At 37.6% G+C, this 17,958-nt stretch carries 18 protein-coding genes and 2 pseudogenes; 12 read left to right on the top strand and 8 right to left on the bottom strand.

The features are described from left to right. Nucleotides 1-81 precede the first annotated feature (81 nt). Both ade and ACQKKK_RS10360 read right to left on the bottom strand, forming a co-directional pair. Entirely contained in the window at nt 82-1,839 is a 1,758-nt protein-coding gene (gene ade, locus ACQKKK_RS10355; protein WP_427616070.1) for an adenine deaminase, read from the bottom strand. Nucleotides 1,840-1,870: 31 nt separating this feature from the next. Next, on the bottom strand, nt 1,871-2,356 hold the full coding sequence (locus tag ACQKKK_RS10360) for a nucleoside deaminase (RefSeq protein WP_427616071.1): 486 nt from the start codon (nt 2,354-2,356) through the stop codon (nt 1,871-1,873). 212 nt (nt 2,357-2,568) lie between these two features. Between ACQKKK_RS10360 and ACQKKK_RS10365 the strand changes: the two are divergent. From ACQKKK_RS10365 to ACQKKK_RS10390, 6 genes and pseudogenes are all read left to right on the top strand, one after another. Next, a pseudogene (locus tag ACQKKK_RS10365) lies at nt 2,569-3,431 on the top strand (AEC family transporter). Between the two features lie 321 nt (nt 3,432-3,752). Beyond that, the gene (locus ACQKKK_RS10370) at nt 3,753-4,163 is read left to right on the top strand and encodes a hypothetical protein (protein ID WP_427616072.1); all 411 of its coding nucleotides are present in this window, start codon (nt 3,753-3,755) and stop codon (nt 4,161-4,163) included. A gap of 283 nt (nt 4,164-4,446) precedes the next feature. Beyond that, nucleotides 4,447-4,728 (top strand): DUF4190 domain-containing protein, encoded by a 282-nt coding sequence (locus tag ACQKKK_RS10375; protein WP_427616213.1) that lies wholly within the window; start codon nt 4,447-4,449, stop codon nt 4,726-4,728. A gap of 110 nt (nt 4,729-4,838) precedes the next feature. Further along, the gene (locus tag ACQKKK_RS10380) at nt 4,839-5,159 is read left to right on the top strand and encodes a type II toxin-antitoxin system HicB family antitoxin (protein WP_427616073.1); all 321 of its coding nucleotides are present in this window, start codon (nt 4,839-4,841) and stop codon (nt 5,157-5,159) included. A 394-nt stretch (nt 5,160-5,553) separates the two neighbouring features. After that, nucleotides 5,554-5,979: a nucleoside 2-deoxyribosyltransferase gene (locus tag ACQKKK_RS10385; RefSeq protein WP_427616074.1), complete on the top strand. Its 426-nt coding sequence runs from the start codon at nt 5,554-5,556 to the stop codon at nt 5,977-5,979. A 109-nt stretch (nt 5,980-6,088) separates the two neighbouring features. Beyond that, the gene (locus tag ACQKKK_RS10390) at nt 6,089-6,217 is read left to right on the top strand and encodes a hypothetical protein (RefSeq protein ID WP_427616075.1); all 129 of its coding nucleotides are present in this window, start codon (nt 6,089-6,091) and stop codon (nt 6,215-6,217) included. 400 nt (nt 6,218-6,617) lie between these two features. Here the strand turns inward: ACQKKK_RS10390 and ACQKKK_RS10395 are convergent, their stop codons facing one another. Further along, a complete protein-coding gene (locus tag ACQKKK_RS10395; RefSeq protein WP_427616077.1) occupies nt 6,618-7,364 on the bottom strand; it encodes a L,D-transpeptidase family protein in 747 nt (248 codons plus the stop codon). Between the two features lie 218 nt (nt 7,365-7,582). Here ACQKKK_RS10395 and ACQKKK_RS10400 point away from each other — a divergent pair, with 218 nt between their 5' ends. After that, nucleotides 7,583-8,035, top strand: coding sequence for a YueI family protein (locus ACQKKK_RS10400; protein WP_427616079.1), 453 nt, complete (start codon nt 7,583-7,585; stop codon nt 8,033-8,035). Between the two features lie 75 nt (nt 8,036-8,110). Then, the gene (locus tag ACQKKK_RS10405; protein ID WP_427616214.1) at nt 8,111-8,224 is read left to right on the top strand and encodes an IS3 family transposase; all 114 of its coding nucleotides are present in this window, start codon (nt 8,111-8,113) and stop codon (nt 8,222-8,224) included. Between the two features lie 527 nt (nt 8,225-8,751). On the opposite strand, the gene ACQKKK_RS10410 is transcribed toward ACQKKK_RS10405, so the two are convergent. After that, complete coding sequence (locus tag ACQKKK_RS10410) at nt 8,752-9,819, bottom strand: AI-2E family transporter (protein ID WP_427616081.1); 1,068 nt, start codon at nt 9,817-9,819, stop codon at nt 8,752-8,754. 326 nt (nt 9,820-10,145) lie between these two features. Beyond that, nucleotides 10,146-11,414 (bottom strand): L-lactate MFS transporter, encoded by a 1,269-nt coding sequence (locus ACQKKK_RS10415; RefSeq protein WP_427616082.1) that lies wholly within the window; start codon nt 11,412-11,414, stop codon nt 10,146-10,148. A gap of 717 nt (nt 11,415-12,131) precedes the next feature. On the opposite strand from ACQKKK_RS10415, the gene ACQKKK_RS10420 reads away from it, so the two are divergent. Next, a complete protein-coding gene (locus ACQKKK_RS10420; protein WP_427616084.1) occupies nt 12,132-13,220 on the top strand; it encodes a branched-chain amino acid aminotransferase in 1,089 nt (362 codons plus the stop codon). A gap of 187 nt (nt 13,221-13,407) precedes the next feature. Here the strand turns inward: ACQKKK_RS10420 and ACQKKK_RS10425 are convergent. Together ACQKKK_RS10425 and ACQKKK_RS10430 are read right to left on the bottom strand one after the other, a co-directional pair. Beyond that, a pseudogene (locus ACQKKK_RS10425) lies at nt 13,408-13,883 on the bottom strand (transposase); the annotation flags it as partial. Between the two features lie 256 nt (nt 13,884-14,139). Next, on the bottom strand, nt 14,140-14,826 hold the full coding sequence (locus tag ACQKKK_RS10430; protein ID WP_427616086.1) for a response regulator transcription factor: 687 nt from the start codon (nt 14,824-14,826) through the stop codon (nt 14,140-14,142). A 139-nt stretch (nt 14,827-14,965) separates the two neighbouring features. Between ACQKKK_RS10430 and ACQKKK_RS10435 the strand changes: the two genes are divergently transcribed. Together ACQKKK_RS10435 and ACQKKK_RS10440 are read left to right on the top strand one after the other, a co-directional pair. Further along, nucleotides 14,966-15,853: a R2-like ligand-binding oxidase gene (locus ACQKKK_RS10435; protein WP_427616087.1), complete on the top strand. Its 888-nt coding sequence runs from the start codon at nt 14,966-14,968 to the stop codon at nt 15,851-15,853. Nucleotides 15,854-16,097: 244 nt separating this feature from the next. Then, nucleotides 16,098-16,241, top strand: a complete 144-nt coding sequence (locus tag ACQKKK_RS10440; RefSeq protein ID WP_427616089.1) for a hypothetical protein — start codon at nt 16,098-16,100, stop codon at nt 16,239-16,241. A gap of 468 nt (nt 16,242-16,709) precedes the next feature. On the opposite strand, the gene ACQKKK_RS10445 is transcribed toward ACQKKK_RS10440, so the two are convergent. Then, the gene (locus ACQKKK_RS10445) at nt 16,710-16,964 is read right to left on the bottom strand and encodes a small, acid-soluble spore protein, alpha/beta type (RefSeq protein ID WP_427616090.1); all 255 of its coding nucleotides are present in this window, start codon (nt 16,962-16,964) and stop codon (nt 16,710-16,712) included. A gap of 247 nt (nt 16,965-17,211) precedes the next feature. On the opposite strand from ACQKKK_RS10445, the gene ACQKKK_RS10450 reads away from it, so the two are divergent. Further along, nucleotides 17,212-17,946, top strand: a complete 735-nt coding sequence (locus tag ACQKKK_RS10450; protein ID WP_427616215.1) for a YqcI/YcgG family protein — start codon at nt 17,212-17,214, stop codon at nt 17,944-17,946. Nucleotides 17,947-17,958: the final 12 nt, after the last annotated feature.

Below are 17,958 nucleotides of genomic sequence, written 5' to 3' on the forward strand. Positions count from 1 at the left end.
CTTTTCCCAGTTTAAGTCGATTTGGAACCTGATTCATATAGAAATTACTGGGGTGAGAAGAAAAAAACCCCGACTAGGGGGTCAAATTTTATCGACTGGCTTTGATGCTTCGATTGGAATATGCCTAAACTCAGAAACGGAAAATAAACCCTGATCCGTCAGTTTAATTTCGGGGATGACAGGTAACGCCAAGAATGCAAGTGTAAGGAAGGGGTTGAAATGCTGGTTTGCACCGAGTTTCAATAGGGATTCATCGATTCGTTTCAATGAATGAACCACATCCATATAATTGCATTCACTCATCAATCCAGCTATTGGAAGGGGCAGGGAAGCGAGTATGTCCCCATTTTGGATTACGGCCAATCCCCCCTGCATCTTTTTGATTTCCTTTGCTGCCATTAGTATATCCTGGTCATTCGTGCCGGCAATAATCAAATTATGTGAATCATGGGCTACTGTAGTGGCAATTGCGCCTGATTTCAAACCGAGCCCTTTGACGATTCCAAGACCTACATGTTTGGTCATATGATGCCGTTCAATAACAGCAAGTTTTATATGATCAACATGTTCGGAGAACTGGAATAGACCATCATGATTAAGTGTAACCGGTTCAATCGAATGTTTTGTAATCAAGCTGTTTGGAGTTATCTCAATAATATTAGCGAACTTATTTCTAAAAGGTATCGCCAAATCCTTCTCCGTTATTTCATGAAATTGAACGGAGTGCTTCAATCCGTCGTCAATAACCTGTTCCAATACATCTGGAAAGTTAAATAAACGATTATTCTGCACCATAAGCTTTCCCTCTTTAAAGACCGAGTGGATGATGACTGAATCAAGTTCATCTAATAGAAGGAAGTCTGCCTTGTATCCAGGTGCTATAGCACCATGTTCCTTTAAGCCAAAGCATTCTGCTGCATTAATGGTCGCCATTTGAATGGCGGTAATTGGCGGGACACCTGTTTTTATGGAAAGTCGAACGTTGTGATCGATACTACCCTCAGATACAATATCGTCAAGGTGCCGGTCATCGGTGACGAATAAACAACGGCGGGAGTTCTTCTCATTAATAACTGGAATCAGGTTTATTAAGTCTTTGGCAACGGTGCCTTCCCTGATCATAAGATACATTCCTTTACGCAGTCTTTCTTTTGCCTCTTCCGCTGTAGTGCATTCATGATCCGTTTTAATGCCTGCACACATATAAACATCGAGCTGTTGTTCGGATAATCCTGCCGCATGACCATCGATGCTTTTGCCTAATCTATTAGCATCGTATATTTTTTGCAGCATATCCTCCTCCAAATGTGAAACGGCCGGGAAATTCATGACTTCGGCTAAACCGAGCACTCTCGGGTTTTGATAAAACGGAATTAAATCTTCACTTCTTAAGACAGCACCAGAATGTTCAAACTCCGTAGCAGGTACACAAGAGGGCATCATGAAGTAAAAGTCGAACGGAATTTGATCGGATTGTTCGATCATATATTCCATGCCCTTTTTGCCAGAAACATTGGCAATCTCATGTGGATCTGCAATAATGCTGGTCACCCCATGTAAAAGGAGGATTTTTGCCAGCTCAGAAGGCCTGACCATCGATGATTCAATATGGACATGGCCATCAATGAATGAAGGGGATACGAATTTTCCTGCTGCATCGATTTCTGAAATACCCTCATAACGCCCAATTCCGGCAAAAAAACCATCGATGATAGCAATGTCGCCTGTATAAATATCACCATTGAAAACATCTATGATTTTCCCGTTCTTAATGACGCAATCCGCAGGCATTCTCCCTGCAGCAACGTCTATTCTCCTTTTAAGCAAGTTTTTTTTCATATCGTAACCCCTTTGGCAAAAATAAAACCGGTTAATATTTCACTTTTTCAGTATTGGTTTCCCATGTTCGGAATGGTAAATCGTGGTCATTAAATGACATTTGTTCCATTTTTATTTTGCGCTTTTCCATTGGCAGTGCAAGTTCTTGGTAGATAAAGTGATCATCAAAGCCGATGTGTGCAGCGTCTTCTTTCGTACATGCGTAATAAATGGCATTAGCACGTGCCCAATAAATGGCACCAATGCACATGGGGCAAGGTTCGCAGCTAGTGTATATTTCACAATCTGAAAGCTGGAAGGTGTCGAGATTCCTGCATGCATCACGAATCGCCTGTACTTCGGCGTGAGCTGTAGGATCGTTGGCTGTTGTCACATTATTACATCCTTTTCCTACGACTTTGCCATCTTTTACGATTATAGCACCAAAAGGACCTCCGTTCTTTGCGATTACATTTTCATATGCAAGCCGAACAGCCATCTCCATGAATTTTACATCCACTAAAAAACACCCCTTCATATTTAATAAGCCAAAAGCTTAGATGTTACTTTTTTTAACGTAAATATTGATGTGAAGACGAAACCAGAATTAAATTTTCTGAAAGTAAAGAAAAGTAATTTCTTGTGAGAATATATAACATTTCAATCAGGAACGGTTTGAAAGGATTTTTACAAAAAATTACAAATATGATATTGTTAGAAGAAAATCATTAGGATTATGAAGGTAATATTATGGGGTTTTTGGGTGTTCTTTTACCGATATTCGGTATTTTTATTTTAGGGTTCGTCGGTCAGAAAAAGTTTAAACTTGATCCAAAATCCATTTCCACGATACGGCAAAACGATATAATATAGACTACCAAGACGAGAGAAAGGCAGAGGACTATCGTGAATAAGAACAGGTAAAAATAATTAATCAAATTCTGCTGAATAAAAGGTAATTATACAGTCACTGAAACAAGCGGAATGATTTTGGCGTCCGCATTCATGAATAACGGGAATTACGGAACACCTGTCATTTCCCTGTTATTCGGAGCGGCAGGCCTCGATTATGCAATTATCCTGATGGTGGGTCAACAGTTAGTCATGTGTACTATTGGCATTTATTTCGCAGCGAAGGGGAGCCCAGAGGCAACGGGGCTCAAACAGCGCTTAAAGAAGTATGTAGGATGCCAATTGTGCATGGGGCAATTGCAGGTGCGGTTTTTCAGTTTGTGAACATTCCTTTAAGCAATTCGGTTTTGGAAGCTGTTAACCTTGTTACAAATGCAGCGATTCCAACAATCATGATTACACTCGGGCTGCAGCTTGCTAACATTTCGCTGAAAAATATTGCCTACCGAAAGCTATCAGTTTCGCTGCTTCTTAAACTTGCTGTTTCCCCAGCCATTGTTTTCCTGTTATCACTTGCTTTACCAGTGGATGAAATGGTCAGACATATCATGATCATCGTAGCTGCCATGCCAACGGCGGCCAATACTACGATGTAAGCGCTCCAATTCAATACGGAGCCTGAATTCGTATCAAGTGCTACGTTCATTAGTACTTCATTAAGCTTGATTACGCTTCCGATCATCTTTTTCTTTGTATTATAGAAGATTATCATTCTAAATATGCCGGAAAAATGAATATATGTACGGGGCGGAGGATTCCTATCAAGATATTATAAGGGAGGAAATTACAAAGGGATCCGGCCAGATTACACGCATTGCCCTTGTTGAGAGCGGGTGGAATCATGAATATCATACGCGTCCTGGATAAAGAACGAACTATGGATTTGATTTAGGTCTTAATAGGAAACGGAGCGTTACGGTTTTTTATTAATTGAACTCTAAGGGTGAGCTTACTTTTTTTATTTTTCATTCAACTGTCATATAATTTTCATATGCCATTGTATTTAATTGGGGAGGGATTTTGTGTTCAAGACTAAAATTAAACTAACTAATTCTGAAAGGGTTGATGCCATTTTAAAAGCTCTCGTCCAGAAATCCTATGAAGAAGCACTAGAAGAAAAACTCTTGCTATGCATGGAGTGTGGAGATGTGGATTTTTATATCGCGTATTCAAATAATGAAGAACTCCAAGATGCAATTAATGAAAACTTTGACATTGATGAATGTGGAGAAATCATGAAATTAGACGAACATCAGGAACTTATGGATGATTTATATGAATACTTCCTAATCATACATAAGGAAAGTAAGATGTTTGATTTTTTTCCAGCTGGTTCATATATTGTAGTTGGTGAAAATCGTGAATCGGAAACGGATATGTTGGCGCCAAGTGGTTTATTTTCAGCACCATTTGAAGATGCGATAAAGGAATGATGGAAAAGACAGCGATTGCTGTCTTTCAGACTGTAGACAAACTCGATGAAAATCAAGTTGAACTGCCCCGTAAATGTTGAACACCAAACTAACATTTACGGGGTGTTTTTTTTATGACTTGTACAATTTGAACGTTGATTGGAACGTAAGGCACTCGCTTTCCGCGGGCGGTCTAATACCGGGGGAGGGGAGCAAGGAACCTTAGAGATGGATGAATACAAAAAAAATGAATCTTTTGCTTTTAATAACCGTATATATAAGGGGAAGAAAGAAGGTGGAATATATGTCGGAAATTAAACCAATCAACAGCAAAGCGATTGTATCATTAATACTAGGGGTATTATCCCTGCTAATTCCATTCATCGGCATCATATTAGGTATTCTAGGTTTAATATTTGCATCTAAGAGCAAAAAAGAAATTAATCTTACTGATGAATCCGGAAATGGTTTAGTGACAGCTGGTAAAGTGTGCAGCATTATTGGAATAATCTTGAATGTTATCGTGATTTTGATTTTTCTGGTGTTTTTTGGTTTCGTAGTATCTACGGACATAACAACTTATTGAATGTAAAAATAAACTTGACAAACAAAGAAAAAGTAAGTAAATCTATTTTTAATGGAATTTCATGTTATAATTAACTTAAAATCCTATATATTGTATGAAGGGATGATATTTTGACCATTCAAATATTTGAGTATCCAGCCGTATTCTATTATGAAAAACACCCATTGATTATCGACTCTTTTTCCGTTCAAGTTTGTTTCCCGGATTTTAGGCGAGAAGGAATTATTTCTTCCGTTAGCGGCAGGAATCGGGTAGATGCCTTAGCTTGTGCTCAAGAACTATTGGAATCCATGGTCGAACATTTTATTCACGATAAAAAAACAATACCGGATGCAAGTGATTTGGAAAAGGTGAATCTAGATAGGGGAATTAATATATGTGAGGCTGCACCCTTCAGGATTGAAATAGAAAATATCACATATGAAAAATAAAAAAACCTTGCCGGGTAGAGGACAAGGTTTTTATTTTGGATTTATTGAAGGGTTAATCTATACTTTATTACCCGGAATGCCAGATTTATAAGAATGACCATCTATACAAAATGGATCGGTGGATTCTAATAGTCCTAAATTATAAACTTTTTTACATAATTACATTATCTTTTTTGTAAGGTTAATTCTGGAATTTAATTTTTTAAACGAAAAACCATCATTATCTGTAAAGGAATGATGGTTTTTTTCGCTTAAAATTTCTTTGATTGAAACTGTGTCATTTAAATATTTTTAATTTTTAGGGAAAGGATATTGCGTTCTTTATAACGAATATGTATAGTATAGTTAATATAGGTAAAAAGTATCAATGGTTATATATTTTGGAGGTGTATGAGTGAAATATTATATAGCATCTGACGAAAAAAATTTAAAGCAAGTAAGGTCATTGATCAAGAAATTGACTTCAAAAGGATTTACATGTGTGAATGACTGGAATTTAATTGAGGATGATGAGAATAACCAAAATGCTGAAGATATTGGAGAATATGAAAAAAAGGGGATTGAGGAAGCTGATTTCATGCTGATCTTCCTAACTGCAGGTAAAGGTAATCTTTATGAGCTTGGATATGCTTTATCATTAAATAAGAAAATTATTGTGTATTCACCTGAGAAAGACAATTATCATATTAATAAAAAATCAATTTTTCATAATCTGCCCGAGGTAACCATCTGCAGCGGGACATTTTATAAGCTGGTTAAATTGATACATACGCTTTCTCCGGAAGGGTCGGAAAAAAATGGTTCACTGCACCTTAAATAATTGTCAAATGTAAAATTAAAGGGCTACCCTCTAATAAAATATCTTTTGAACGAAATGTTTAATGTATTAAAAATGAGGGTAAAGACCATTAAAAAAGGAGAGGACTGTTTTGGCCATTATTGATATCGACCAATTATTGCTAGCGACTGAAGAGATTGCAGAAGAATCAGTTCCAATCCCTCTTGATACATTTGATATTGATCAACTTTTAGAAAAAACGGATTACTGGAATTGGTAAAGCAAAGCATGCCCAGTTAGGATATGCTTTTTTTTCTGAGTAAAATTAACCTGATTACCAGTATGAAAATAATACAAGTAATCAGGCAATGAGGATATTTTAAAGAAGTGGGTAAATTTAAAACTTGCGTCCTTTTACGAATCCTAAAATCACAAACATCGCAATGGTGCCGATAACAAAAATTGATTTAATGGATAATATGAGAAGATCATCGTACATTTGTATTACCTCCTTGTATGTAATGCAGTGCGATTATGATTAGCTGTTTATGTATAAATTATAACATAAAGCCAATAAGTGATGGTGGGAAATTACAGACAATTTGGGTAATAATGTATGGTTTGTTACAGTTTAGACATAAAAAAGATATCCTCTAATCAGGGGATATCAGTAATAGTAATTATTTAAGCCCAAGCGCTTTTTTCGTTTGCGGTCCGACAACTCCATCAGATGTAAGATTTTTAGCCTTTTGAAATTTCTTTACAGCCATTTCGGTATTTTTTCCAAATCCCCCATCAATTCCTTTAGTGCTGTATCCAAGTTTCGTTAATCTTTTTTGTAGCTCAATTACTTGGGGGCCACTACTTCCTTTCTTCAGGATAGAGTAGGTAGTCTGTACAGGTAGACTTTTAGATCCGCTCACCTTATATCCATTCGTAGCAGCTATGGAAGCAAATGATTTATTCGAACTGGCAATTAAGACAACAGTGTTCATTCCCACTTTATCGTACAGCCATTGAACATCATCGTTATACATGCGAATACAACCGGCACTTATATACTTCCCAATGGTTTTAGAATCATTATTGCCGTGTATTGCGTACGTATTACCTGGCGTATTCCGTGCATTTATCCCCAGCCATCGTTTCCCCAGAGGATTTTTGGGGTCTCCTCCTTTAATGTTGCCTTTATAATAGGGACGATTCACAATCTTAGTCACGACCTTGAATTTTCCTTCAGGAGTATAGGAGGCTTTTTTTCCTGTTGCCACGATGAACACCTTCACCAATTTATCATTTTCATAATAGGCTAGCTGATTATTGGCTTTATTGATGATAATCAGTTGTCTCGCCGCCGCACCTGAAGTATTGCTGAACGCAACGAAACTAAAGGAGAATATCAATACAAATACAATTAATTTTTTCATGTTTTTCCCCGTCCCTCTTTTAAGCAACCTACATTCACACATATACTATCCTATGCATGAAGCGAAGCTGGGGTGACAATTTTATAAAGGAAGGGTAGACTAAAAAAGGGGAAAGATAACCCCAACTACTTTTTACATTTATGCATTCCTAAAGAAGATGGGCACTATTTTTGGCCATTTTTCATACATTATTGAAGTGAAACCGGAGGTGGAAAGAATTGTCACGCCCAAAAGTGGAGGACTATCTAGAACAAGGAATCTACGGTCCAAAAGAAATCAAGCCTGGCGAACGAAGGAAATACCTGGGTACATTACGGGAGCGAGTCGTCATCGTCCTAAAAAAAAGCCAAGTCTTTGAAATGAATGTATATCCGGAGATTGAGCAAATGATGAAACGGCATCCCCATTCAAATTTATTTTTAAATGGTCAGATGGACTATCAATATCTAGGGAAATATATTAAATTGGCGATGAGTCATAATATTCCTTACAAAATTGTTCTCAACAAAGACCATAACTCCGATTTGGGTCTAGTTCTAGCAGAAAATAATGCCATAAACAATGAAGTAATTTATATTGAAAAGCAAAATCAAGCCATTCAAGAAATAAAAAAGAAAAGTGTCAAAGCGTTTTTCAAACGGTGGATTAAAAAAATATTAAACAAACACTGATGAGAACAATGCCTAATGAAAAATGAGTCACAGATGTTTAATATCTGAAATACTTATTTACAGGAATTCGAGAGCATTGTGCATTTTTTTAGACAAAAGCTAGAAGATTATATACATTCCTGCAATCATCAACGAATCAAGCTAAAATTTAAAGGCATGAGCCCGAGTTACCGGGTTCATGCTGCCTAACTAAATATCTCCCCTTAGCCCGTAAACTACTTTCGCTTTTTCTTGCGGCTGGACAATACACTTTTCTGAAATTAGGCACTTTCCGTACGTAAACGTTCAGTTTCAGCCTCTAATGGTTCGTTTCTAGACCGTTATTCCGTGTTCATCAAGTTTCTTCATCCATTTCTGGATAGTCTAAGAAAACTCGGCGCTTGTGTAATGGACACTCCAATATCGGTCATATAAGTTAGCGCATTCATTTTAAATCTTCGATTATAGTTTGAATAGGTAAGAGTAAAACCTTCCATACCATGTTCTTTAAAATGAGCCTCCCAATTCTTAGGTATTAGATTAGCATTATATTCCAGTAGCAACCGTTGAAAAAGAATCCTTTCCTTCTAAGCCAAAACAGCTATTACATTTATCTTAATGATAATTGGTCATAAAAAACCCCCAATTGTTAGACTGTTATCAACAATTGGGGTGCAGTTCAAGGATAGGTCCCTCTTAATTGGGTGGATATAAAGGGTGGAGAAAACCATTCCTGATTATGGGATCCTTTTTCGTAACCTATAAAATTTCCTAAAGTTTCCTATAATCGTTTTTACTACGGAATAAGTGGGGATAGCTATTAAAATGCCAATGAAACCGTATATTGAACCTGCAGCAAGCAGCAATAAAATAATGGACAGTGGATGAATGTTGAGCCGTTTTCCCATAATATTCGGTGTAACCAAGTGGCCCTCGACTTGTTGAACGACGGTAAGGACAATGAGTACTTTCACTGCCAACCCAATGTCTTGCTGTAAGGCGATGAAAAGGGCAGGGATGATGCTTATTAATGGACCAAGGAATGGTACAACAGTAAAAATCATAGCGAATAGGGCTAAAACGAGTGCATAATCGAGACCGATAATTAGGTAGCCAATATACATCAAAGTCCCAATGACGATTGATACGATGAATTGTCCGATAATATAAATTGATAGGGCTCTATCAACGTCTTTTAAAATCGTGTTACCCTCTGATTCTACGTCGTTCGGAATAAATTTTAATAGAAATGGTCTTAGTTTATCTCCATCTTTCAAGAAATAAAACAAAATGAATGGTGTAATGACCAAAACTGTTAATACACTAGTGATCGTGGAGAAAATAGTATGGACATTCCCTATGAGTTTTTCCGAGTAATCTTTTAAATGTGTGACCGCTTTTTCTTTCAAATCTTCCATATTAACCATGCCAAAATCATTTTTTTCAATTATATCTTCGGATTCTTTAGAGAATTCCTTGACTTTACTTGGGAGGTTTTCAGATATTTTTTGAAATTGGTCCACAATTACAGGACTTCCAAAGTAACTTACCATCCCAATCATGCTGAATATAATCAAAAAGACGATGAAAATGCTAATAGTCCTAGGGATATATTCAGTTAAAAAGTTAACGACTGGCCGTAATATGTAGTATAAAAGCCCAGCCACTATAATGGGGAAGAATATAGCTGCAATGATTTTTTGTAGCGGAAGCAAAATATAATCAATCTTACCTAGTAAAAATATAATTAAAATGATCAAAATTATTGCGCTTGCATATTTAAAAAACGGTTTATTGATCCACAAGACAATCCCCCCTAATTCCATCTCTTACTTGATTCCCTTATTTGGCTTAATGTTAAACTATATAACTTGTTCAGTTTCCTATGACCAGTAACAGGGAATCGGAAAACAGATAAAAGCTGGAATTCGAATTTCTTTTACTTTTGAAATTCCCATATTGTTGACGGGCGCCAAGGAAGGAAAGGGGGAGTATGTCCAGGAGATTGTGAAGACTTATATTCATTGGATAATGTTCAAAAACTAAAAAAGGCATGATCAAAGCTAACCTCCGCTTTTGGAAGCTTACTTGATCATGCCTTTTTGCAAGGTCATAAGATACCTGTTATAAATTAGGATATTTTACTTAATGTATTCGTTAATCCTTGTTTCTGTTCCCTTTGCATTTTTTTTATGTCCAAACGCAACCAGATGGAGATAGCGAATGCAATCGCAATTAATACGGCGAAAACGTAGAATACCGGGATATAACTGTTCGTACTTTCCCTAATTGCAGTAACCAACATTGGTCCGCAAACTCCGCCTAGAGACCATGTAGTTAAAAGATAACCGTGAATGGCCCCAATTTCCTTGGTTCCAAATAAATCCCCGGCAAATGCAGGTAGATTTGAAAATCCTCCTCCATAACAACTAACTACTAACAAGATGAGTCCTTGGAACAATAATGTATTTGTAGTAGTTGGAAGTAAAAGGAACGCTCCGATTTGTATGATGAAGAAAATGACGAAGACATTTGGACGGCCTATATAATCAGAGGCCGCTGCCCAGCCAAGTCTACCTCCACCATTAAAGATTCCCATAACACCGACTAATGTTGCAGCACCTGCCACAGAAAGCCCTACAACGTCTTGAGCCATAGGTGACGCTACCGAAATCATCATGATCCCTGCACTTGTATTAATCAATTTCATAGACCATAACATCCAGAAGTGTTTAGTTTTAACCGCTTCTTTTGCAGTTAATTGCCTTAGGTCTTTCTTCAATTCTTTTTTACCGGATTTAATATCCTTCATCATTCCTTCAGGTAACCAGTTGGCCTTTGGAGGTGCAATATAGGTTGCACCTAAGAACATTAGGATGAAATAGCCTGCGCCTAAAATATAATAAGTTGTATAAATGCCAACGGACTCCATAAGGCTTGCAGCTACTGGGGCTGTTATGAGGGCTCCGGCACCGAAACCTAATACTGCCATTCCTGTAGCCAATCCCCTGCGATCAGGGAACCATTTGACTAAAGTGGATACTGGTGAAATGTACCCAATCCCCATACCAAGACCACTTAAAACCCCATATGTCAATAGGTAAAGTGGTAGTGAATCGACCATTACGGCCAACCCGGAACCAGCTTGTCCTAAGCCGAATAATACAGCAGCAACCAAAGCTGATTTTCTTGGACCATTTTTTTCTACGAATTTCCCAAAGAAGGCTGCAGAAGTTCCTGCAAGCGCCATCATAATTGTGAATGCTAACGTGACTTCAGTTTCTGACCACCCCATAGTCTCAACCAAAGGTTTTTTGTATACGCTATATGCGTATGCACCACCAATGGAAAGGTGAATAGCGATAGCGGATAAAGCGATTAACCACCTGTTTTTTGTCATGTTGTTACCCCTTTTCGTCAAAAATAATAAAGTACCATGCGTTCTATCTATAATAATTTGATTTGCATGCATTTTATCTATCTTGTGGGATAAGTATATAAGATTATTATTTAGTAGTAAACTACTAAATTGAATTTCACAACAAATTTGTAGCTATATCCCATAATGGATTGGAATTGGAAAAATATCTAAAAAAACCATTCATGATCCCACTTTATGAAATAGTATATAAAATGTTTCATTTCCTTGTATGTTCCTTGTTAATATACATATAAGGATTTAGTTGAGTATCGGTTCGAAGTCTTATGGAGGTGCAACTCAAAAGGAATCTGCCTGCACATCTTTTTATTTAGTCATTCTCCATTTAAAGGAGTGGAAACGATTCAAGCGGATTACTACCTGTTCCATGTAGGAAGAACTACAAAAATCACATTGGCATTATTGTAGATAATTTGTTAAAATTAACCCTAATATTCAGGAATTCAATTAAACTTGAACGAACAACCAGATTTGGTATTTATTGAGAGGTTTTAGGAATAACCGGTTCTTTTTTCAGGAATCATAGTAAGTAAGTCGAAAAAAACCCATTTATTTTAAAAGAATTCCGAAAATTTGGTCAAAAGGCTTGAACTATGATTCCTGATAGGAGTAAACTAATTAAAGATAGATTTTATGGAAGTGAAATCTTGTAAATTTATTCAACAAGGGGTTTTGGTAATGAAGGAACATGACATGCAAATCACGCTTAGTACAACAAAGAAAGAAAAACCACAGGCGGACCAGCTTGAGTTCGGTAAGCAGTTTACCGATCATATGTTTATTATGGATTACACACAAGGGCAAGGGTGGCATGATCCAAGAATTGTTCCTTATCAACCGCTCGCACTAGAGCCGTCAGCTATGATTTTCCACTATGGTCAATCTGTTTTTGAAGGATTAAAAGCATATGCATCACCAGAAGATGAAATTATATTATTCCGTCCGGAAAAGAATTTCCAACGCTTAAATAGTTCAAATAGCCGATTATGCATACCGGATATCGACGTTGATTTTGCGTTGAAGGCCTTAAAAACTTTAATTAGCGTTGATAAGGATTGGGTTCCTCAGGCAGAAGGTACCTCCTTATATATCAGACCATTCATTATAGCTACTGAGCCTTACCTTGGAGTTTCTCCATCAGAAAAATATCAGTTCATCATCATCATGTCACCTGTAGGTTCTTATTATAAAGAAGGCATTCATCCAGTTAAAATAGCAGTGGAGTCAGCTTTCACACGTGCAGTTAATGGCGGTACAGGAGAAGCTAAAACGGGCGGGAACTATGCATCGAGCCTAAAAGCCCAGGAAGTATCCGAAAAGATGGGTTATGCCCAAGTTCTTTGGTTAGACGGAGTAGAGAAAAAATATATTGAAGAAGTTGGAAGCATGAATGTTTTCTTCAAAATTAATGGTGAAATTATCACTCCTGCTTTAAATGGAAGTATCCTTCCGGGGATTACTCGTGATTCCATTATAGAATTGCTTAAACATTGGAATCTTCCCGTGACGGAAAGACGCATTTCCATGGAGGAGGTCCAAGAAGCATATAAATCAGGTCACCTGGAAGAGGCCTTCGGAACGGGTACAGCCGCGGTGATATCGCCAATTGGTGAATTTTTGTGGAATGGTGAAGAAATGGTCGTTCAAAGCGGGGAAACTGGGGAACTATCTAAAAAGCTATATGATACACTGACAGGTGTCCAAACAGGTAAAATTGAAGACGAGTTAAATTGGACTACGAAAGTTGAAGAAAAAGTGACTCAATGATACTTAAACAAAAAAACCTTCTTGAAGGTTTCAGTTTGTAGATGAAAAGGTTTCGGAATGTTCTTATTCCGAAACCTTTTTGATTTTTTATTGGATTTGAAGCAGTTATAGAATAGTGTCTTATCCGAGGTCATTATTAAGACCTTTACTGGCCCTGAAAAGGTTTTTTATTATGGTTTTCAGGTCATTGATTTATTTCTTCTTGAAGTCGTCCTTGATACGCGCGTGTTTCCTTGCGAACGATTTTCTTTTCGAATTTCCGCTAATTTGCACTGGCTTTCAAATGTGTGGAATCAACAAATACGTATTCTGCACTGATTAACTTTCTATCAGCAGCTGTCATTAAGATGCTTTAGAATATCTGTTCAAATAAGTATCTTTAAAGCGTCGCTCATAATTTTTCCCGAATTTTGAAAGAGGCATTTATCATGGCAACCATAGCCTAAGAACTAACGGTAAGCCATATATGTTTCGACTTCTTCAAGCTTTTTACGCATGGAACGAATACCGAATTGTATACTGAATAAATGTCAGTTTAACTAAAATAACTAGATCAATACTTGGGCGTCCTACCTCTGAATACAAATCTTTCGCCAAGTCATATATGAATGAGAGATCAATGGCGGCCTCCATTTTTCGGACCAAATGGATCGCTGGCACCAGTTGATCTCACTGAATAGAATCATGTTTAAGTTTTAATACTCAAAGTTGATTGGAACGGGTGTGCGAGACTTCTGCGGGAAAAGCGCGTCTAGGGGAGACCCCACAGGCGCAAGCCGAGGGCGGGCCGCCCGCCCGCCCGCCCGCGGAAAGCGAGTGCCTTACGTTCCAATCAACAAATTGTAAAAGCCATAAAAAAACTGTAGGCAAACTCGATTTTCATCGAGTTTGTCTACAGACTGAAACCTTCTTTGTGTTTTTAAATAATCATTTTGTGCCTTATAGCAACCGCCACGGCCTCAGTCCGGTGATTCACTCCTAATTTCCTGATTGCAGATGAAATATGATCTCTGACAGTAAATTCACTAACGCTCATTTTTGGTGCCATTTGCTTTAATCCTAAACCATTGGCTAAATATTGAAGGACCTCCGTTTCACGTTTACTTAGAAGGTAAGAGGGAGGAGCGGAATCCGATGTTGAACTGACAGTCAGTTTCAAATAATGGGACAGCTTCATTAAATCATTCTTGGTAACTGACTCGTTTGCCTGAATGGGGTCAACCAAAACAAAACCGATGACCATGTCATTTACCATCATCGGAATGATTGCCAATGATGAGATGGAAAATCTTTTAACGTATTTTGCAGGGATGGAGGATTTCGCATGTTGGATGGTTAAGTATATGGGTTTGTTATGGATGACAGCTTGGTGGATGGGGTATATATCATGAATTTTTTCTTTAATATTATGTAATGAAAAGGTATCTTCACTAGTACATGCACATATTCCTTCACCCACTCCTGTTAAACATGAGTAACTGAATAAAGATGCACGTTGAAAAGAAAAAAAATCCACACAGCCCTTTACAATCATTTGTGATTTATTTGCCATATCTTTTTGATGGGAAATCTTTTTTACATGATTCATCAGGGTTTCCTCAAGCATTCGACTTTATTCCTCCCTACATTTTCAGTGCTAGGATAAATGCTACTAATATCTTACAATATAATGAAAACCCTTACAAATTAAATAATTCCTTATGGATTCAGAAGTTTTCAGTTCATAAATTCAAGGAGGCATTAACATGAAAAGAAAGAATTTAACGACCACCAGCCAGAGTTTTAGAGAAGATACCCTACCATTTAAACTATATCAAAAGGCAAAGAAATTCGGTATATGGAATCCTCGTGACATTGATTTCAGCCAAGATAAAGAAGATTGGAAGTCATTTACTGATGATGAAAGGGAAGTATTATTACGGATCATCTCCCTTTTTCAGGGCGGAGAAGAAGCCGTGACTTTGGATTTGCTCCCCCTCATTATGACGATAGCCAAAGAAGGTAGAATTGAGGAAGAAATGTACTTAACGACATTCTTGTTCGAAGAAGCGAAGCATACGGAGTTCTTTCGATATACATTAGATCAACTTGGTGAAACGGGTGATTTGTCGATTTATCACTCAGACATTTATAAATCCATTTTTCATGAAATATTGCCGGAAGCGATGGGGAAACTTTTATCCGATCAATCCCCTGAAGCATTGGCAGAAGCGGCGACTGTTTATAATATGTTTACAGAGGGCGTGCTTGCAGAAACTGGATATTTTGGGTTCTATCAGACTCTTGAAGCTAGTAAAATGATGCCTGGTTTATTAAAGGGCGTGGGTCTTTTGAAAAAAGATGAATCACGCCATATTGCTTATGGGACTTTCCTGCTGCAGAGAATCATCAGTGAACATCCACATATCTTTAAACAAGTTGAAAAGAGGATGGAGGAACTTTCACCATTAGCCATCGCGCTAAATACAGAGGGATATGATCGGTTAGGCAATCCATTTGGTAATGACAAACAAGCTGTTTACGATTTTACCATGAAACAATTATCAGTACGGATGGAGATCTTGGCAAGGGCAAAAGGAAAGGGAATTGAAGAGATCTATCAAAGTAACGTAAAGGAATATGGGGTTTTGTGAAGCCGATACAGCTTACTATGTTGCATTTCTGAATTTTGGATCCTAAAGAAGGACACCAGGAACATGGAAGCAGGAATTGAAAAATCTTAATCGCAAATAAAGACAAATTTACCTGAGGTGAAAATTTATGAAGGTAAACGGCCGTTCCAATTTTTGGTTAAGGGCTTAGATTTACAGTGGTCCGAATACTCGTTCAATCATTCCGGGTTTAGTCAATGGTATTGGGGCCCAAAGGATTCTTCTCGTGAGTAATGTGGGTTTGGAAAATGCAGTTGTCGTTAAAAAAGTTTCCGAAATTTTTGAGCAGACGACTTTAGTCACCAAAGCTGAAATAGTTGGGGAAGTTTCTCGAGGTTACACACAGCAAGTGAATGTGGGCATTTTGTAGTGCGCAGAATGTGATTCCAGTTCAGAACTTTGCTCACGCATATGGAGCGTTATTCCGTATACCGTATGGTTTGGCCAATGCGGTGTTATTGCCGTTTGTCATGGAGTAAAACCCGGAGTTATATCTGCCATAGGCCATTTAATAGCGGAAGCCTTTAAAGTGAAAATATTGATGAAGATTCAAATGGGATCTTAGGCGAAAGTGGTAGAAAAGCTCCGGGTTTTCTTATTTGATCTTGGGCTTCCTCTGTCGTCAGAATTAATAAGCTCAGTAATTTCAAGGGTTTTACCCATGAGCATTAATAAAATTTTTTAAAAAAACCAGCCCCAGAAGGGTAGCTTTTTTGCGAGTGTAATAACTGCCCTTCATCATGTTAAGTCACAAAATGTTCGTTTTGTCAGTTGTTCGTTTAATAATAATTTCGATGATATGTCTACTGAAGCATGCGTAACAATTTGGATCGAAAGGTTAATGTTTTTTTCCTAAGTTTTCCTGTGCCATCTTTATAAGTTCCTTGACCATGCCGCCTCCTAGCTTTCCGCCTATTTTTCCATTCTGCGTGGATGTCAGCTCACCGTTATAGTCTTTTTTCAGCGGTACGCCAATATCTTTTGCTACTTCAAACTTTGCCTCTTCAGGATTCTTTGTACCAGCAACTTTGGCTTTTAAATCATCGAGTCCTTTACGCGCTTCAGCTACCAGAATTTTTTTTCTCCTTGCCATCAAACATCACTCCTTGTTTTTTCTTAGGTTAACCTAAAGGAAAGAAAATGATTATCATGCGCATCAATTGTTTTTTTGCTGAACCGGTATTACATTTCTTGAGTGGGAATTGGAATCAAAATGGAACGGGGAGGCACTTATCAGAATTTACATGTGGTGTACCTGATTGTGGTGATTTGCAGTTCGAAGAAGTTTTAGTTTATTTAAAGCGGGTATCATATAGTAAAACGATTTAAGGAGAACAATGATGCTGACTGCTAATTCAAATTTGTTAACGAAAGAAGATATGACAAATCCCGATCGAGTGCCGCAATGGCTAATTAAAGAATATCAAACTTTCCATAATACAGTGACGGATAAAACATTTCCTTGTTATTTTGGTATGAAAGCTGAAAATAAAGGGGAACTTCGTTATGCTTATATCACACAGGAAGATTGGTCCAATCTTCCAAAAGCAGTGGAAAGCTTTCTTGATTTATTTCAGGAACCCCCATATATCAGGCATGGCCTGTTTGTCTTTATGGAGCCTGAACCAATAGAAGGAGATATAGGACTGTACCGAAAAAAGTTTTGGGAGATCCTGCAATACCTGCATAAAGAGGATAAAAAACCTTGGCCAATTAATAAGCCGAAAGATCCCGATCATTATCTATGGGACTATCATTTTGCAGGCGAACCAATCTTCGTCTTTGGCAATTCACCTGCTTATAAACAGCGAAAAACCCGAGATTTAGGAAATAGCCTTGTTCTTGGATTCCAACCCCGGATGATATTTGAAGGCTTAGAAGGGACGGAAAAAGGCGGGATCATGTCACGTGAAAAGGTTCGTGAACGAGTAGAGGAATGGGATAACCTGCCTAAACATCCTGATATTAGCCACTTTGGTGATGTAGATCATAATGAATGGAAACAATTTTTCATCGGGGATGATATAGAGCCGATAAAAGGGAAATGTCCCTTCCATCATAAAGAGTTAACTTAACCGAGAGCAAAT

This window comes from Peribacillus sp. NPDC006672, assembly GCF_050274955.1.
Lineage (GTDB): Bacteria > Bacillota > Bacilli > Bacillales > DSM-1321 > Peribacillus.